The organism is Acetatifactor sp. (genome assembly GCF_982438285.1).
The window spans coordinates 1-3,901 of sequence record NZ_CEWDFQ010000297.1; the positions used below are offsets into that span (position 1 = coordinate 1).

At 48.9% G+C, this 3,901-nt stretch carries 4 protein-coding genes; 3 read left to right on the forward strand and 1 reads right to left on the reverse strand.

Going from position 1 to position 3,901, the window contains the following annotated elements; translation table 11 throughout:
* The first annotated feature begins 37 nt into the window (after positions 1-37).
* The gene (locus AC1WIP_RS12710; RefSeq protein WP_481142177.1) at positions 38-1,207 is read left to right on the forward strand and encodes a cysteine desulfurase family protein; all 1,170 of its coding nucleotides are present in this window, start codon (positions 38-40) and stop codon (positions 1,205-1,207) included.
* Between the two features lie 44 nt (positions 1,208-1,251).
* Complete coding sequence (gene thiI, locus AC1WIP_RS12715; protein WP_481142178.1) at positions 1,252-2,430, forward strand: tRNA uracil 4-sulfurtransferase ThiI; 1,179 nt, start codon at positions 1,252-1,254, stop codon at positions 2,428-2,430.
* Between the two features lie 94 nt (positions 2,431-2,524).
* On the opposite strand, the gene AC1WIP_RS12720 is transcribed toward thiI, so the two are convergent.
* Complete coding sequence (locus AC1WIP_RS12720; RefSeq protein WP_318702727.1) at positions 2,525-2,755, reverse strand: HPr family phosphocarrier protein; 231 nt, start codon at positions 2,753-2,755, stop codon at positions 2,525-2,527.
* A 102-nt stretch (positions 2,756-2,857) separates the two neighbouring features.
* Here AC1WIP_RS12720 and mtaB point away from each other — a divergent pair.
* The coding region (gene mtaB / locus AC1WIP_RS12725; protein ID WP_481142179.1) for a tRNA (N(6)-L-threonylcarbamoyladenosine(37)-C(2))-methylthiotransferase MtaB at positions 2,858-3,901 on the forward strand (1,044 nt) is incomplete at its 3' end.

Sequence of the window (3,901 nt, forward strand, 5' to 3'; positions counted from 1 at the left end):
GAATAGGATACCAAAAAAAGATAAGAGGAGATTGTAGATGGAAGTGTATTTGGACAATTCCGCTACGACCCGGGTTTTTCCCGAGGCAGCGGAGTTGATGAAACAAATTATGTGTGAAGATTACGGAAATCCCTCCAGCCTGCATATGAAAGGAATCCGGGCAGAGCAGTATGTCCGTTACGCAAAGGAAACCCTGGCCCGTATTCTGAAGGTAGATGAAAAGGAAATTATTTTCACCTCCGGGGGAACGGAGTCTGACAATCTGGCGCTGATAGGATGCGCCTTAGCAAATAACAGAAGAGGAAGGCATCTGATTACAACCCAGATAGAACACCCGGCCATTCTGCAGACAATGCGTTATTTGGAGGAACAGGGCTTCCGGGTGACCTATCTGCCGGTGGACGACAGCGGCAGAATCCGTCTGGAGGATCTGCATCGGGCCATGTGTCCCGAAACTATACTGGTGTCTATCATGCACACCAACAATGAGATCGGCTCCCTACAGCCAATTGAAGAGGCAGGGGCCATGATCAAGCGGATGAATCCGGAGACGCTGTTTCATGTGGATGCGGTACAGGGCTTTGGAAAAGCCCGCATATACCCGAAGAAGATGAAAATTGACCTGTTGTCCATCAGTGGACACAAGATCCACGGACCCAAGGGGGCCGGCGTGCTGTATGCAGCGGACAAGGTGAGGATACAGCCCATTCTTCACGGAGGAGGGCAGCAGATGAATCTGCGGTCAGGGACGGAGAATGTTCCCGGAGCGGCGGGACTTGCAAAGGCTGCGGAAATGCTTTACAGCCGTCTGGACGATGATGTAAGGCAGCTTACCCGGTGCAAGGAGTATTTTATCCAGGGAGTGAGAAAGCTGGATGGTGTGCATGTGAACGGTCTTTTGCCGGGAGAACCTCTAGGGGCTGGGACGGCGCCTCATATTGTCAGTGTTTCCTTTGAGGGGGTAAGAAGCGAGGTGCTGCTTCACGCTCTGGAGGAAAAGGAAATTTATGTTTCTGCCGGAAGCGCCTGCTCGGCCAGAAAACCTCAGCCATCGGCCACGTTAAAGGCTGTGGGGGTAAAAAAGCCTCTGCTGGAGTCCACTGTGCGTTTCAGCTTTTCCGTATTCACCACTTTGGAAGAAATAGACTATACATTACAGACATTGTATGATAAAATTCCCATGTTGCGCAAATATACCCGCAGATAGGAATTAGCCTGCAGGCTTGGGAGAGTAAGAGAAAAGAGGTTGCCATGTTTACTGCTTTTTTGATTAAATACGCTGAGATCGGCATAAAGGGACAAAACCGTTTTTTGTTTGAGGACGCCCTGATTGGGCAGATAAAATATGCGTTAAAAAAATGTGAGGGTGAGTTTTTGATTCACAAGACACAGGGGCGCATTTATGTGGAGGCCCAGACGGAATTTGATTTTGAAGAAACGGTTGGGCACCTGCGGCAGGTTTTCGGCATTTCGGGCATTTGTCCAGTGGTTTATGTGGAGGACCAGGGATTTGACAGGCTTTGTGAGACCATTGTCCGGTATATTGGGGATGTGTATCCCGAGCGCAGCAAAACCTTTAAGGTGCAGGCGAGACGGGCCAGAAAGAATTATCCTCTGGATTCCATGGAAATCAATGCCCGTATGGGAGAGGCTCTTTTAGAAGCGTATCCGGAGATGAAGGTAGACGTACACAACCCCGATATTGTGTTGAACATTGAAGTGCGGGAAAAAATATATATTTATTCTGAAACCATTCCGGGACCGGGGGGAATGCCTGTGGGAACAGGAGGAAAGGCAATGCTGCTTTTGTCCGGCGGCATTGACTCCCCGGCAGCCGGTTATATGATCGCAAAGCGCGGCGTGAAGCTGGATGCGGTTTATTTTCACGCGCCGCCATATACCAGTGAGAGAGCCAGGCAGAAGGTGGTGGATCTGGCAAAACTTTTGGCAAGGTTTACGGGTCCTATTTATCTTCATGTAATCAATTTTACGGATATCCAGCTCTATATTTATGAAAAGTGCCCTCATGAAGAGCTGACCATAATCATGCGCCGCTATATGATGCGGATTGCGGAGCATATCGCCCAGGAGACGGGCTGCCTCGGGCTGATCACAGGCGAGAGCATCGGGCAGGTGGCTTCCCAGACCATGAGCTCTCTGATCGCTACAAACGAGGTGTGCCAGCTTCCGGTATACAGGCCCCTGATCGGCTTTGACAAGCAGGAAATTGTGGAACTGTCCGAAAAAATCGGCACCTATGAAACCTCCATCCTGCCCTTTGAGGACTGCTGTACCATTTTTGTGGCCAAGCATCCGGTGACAAAGCCGAACCTGAATGTGATCAGACGGCATGAGCACAATCTGGACGAGCGGATAGAGGAGCTGGTGGATACGGCGTTAAAGACAAAGGAACTGATTATAGCGGAATAAGAATGATGTCAGGGTCGAAAAAAAGAATGTCTCAAAGCGATTGCGCTCTTTGAGACATTCCATTTTGCCGTAAGTATTCTGTTTTACAGATCAATTAAACCATGTAAGGCTTCAGGCACTCAAGCACTTCATCGACGCCGCCCTCTGCATGGATATTCAAGTCGATGGGCTTGGATAAATCCAGGCTGAAGATGCCCATGATGGATTTTGCGTCAATTACGTATCTTCCGGACACTAAATCGAAATCATAGTCAAACTTGGTAATATCATTTACGAAAGACTTTACTTTGTCGATGGAATTTAAAGAAATCTGAACTGTTTTCATTTTGGTTACCTCCTTAATGTGTGACATACCTTCTGACTACATATTAACGGCTGGACAGATAAAAGTCAAGGAGAAAACAGTACAAAAAAAGTGAGGAATACTATGAAAAATGTAGCATTGCATAACCTTGGCTGCAAAGTGAATTCCTATGAAATGGAAGTAATGCGGCAAATGTTACAAGAAAAGGGTTACAATATTGTACCATTTGATCAGGCTGCGGACATTTATATCATAAATACTTGTACAGTAACCAATGTTGCCGATCGGAAGAGCAGACAGATGCTGCACCGGGCCAAGCAGAAGAACCCTCATGCCATTGTGGTGGCTGTGGGCTGTTATGTGCAGACCGGAGGAGAAAAGATTGAAATGGACGACAGCATAGACCTGGCTGTTGGCAATAACCGCAAAAAGGATATCGTAGACATTCTGGAGGCATATCTTGCAGAGAAGGAAAGAGACAAGACGCTGCACGACACTACTGTCATAGATATCAATCACACCCATGAGTACGAAGAAATGACCCTGCGCCGGACGGCGGAGCATACCCGGGCTTATATTAAGATTCAGGATGGCTGTAATCAATTCTGCTCCTATTGTGTCATCCCCTTTGCCAGAGGAAGAGTCAGAAGCCGGAGGGAAGAGGATATTTTAGAGGAGGTGCGCGGCCTTTCGGCCTGCGGATACAAGGAGGTTGTGCTCACCGGCATCCACATCAGCTCCTACGGCATTGATTTTCAGGAAAAAACGGCTCAGAAAAAAGCGGCGGACTACAACGGAAGCAGCAGGCTGATTGACCTGGTGGAGCAGGTTCACCAGGTGGAGGGAATTGAACGGGTGCGTCTGGGTTCCCTGGAGCCGCGGATTGTGACGCAGGAAGCGGCCCGCAGACTGGCTGCGCTGCCGAAGCTGTGCCCACATTTTCATCTGTCCCTGCAAAGCGGCTGTGACGCTACCCTGAAGCGAATGAACAGACATTATACTACCCGGGAATACGCAGAAAGCGTGGAGGCGCTGCGCAGAGCTTTTGACCATCCGGCCATTACCACGGACGTGATTGTTGGCTTCCCCGGGGAGACGGAGGAGGAATTTCTGACGACCAGGGCTTTTTTAGAGCGGATTGGATTTTATGAGATGCACATATTTAAG

Excerpts from the sequence above, each read along its gene's own strand:
- AC1WIP_RS12710 (WP_481142177.1), top strand. The coding sequence starts at position 38 with ATGGAAGTGTATTTGGACAATTCCGCTACGACCCGGGTTTTTCCCGAG.
- thiI (WP_481142178.1), top strand. The coding sequence starts at position 1,252 with ATGTTTACTGCTTTTTTGATTAAATACGCTGAGATCGGCATAAAGGGA.
- AC1WIP_RS12720 (WP_318702727.1), bottom strand. The coding sequence starts at position 2,755 with ATGAAAACAGTTCAGATTTCTTTAAATTCCATCGACAAAGTAAAGTCT.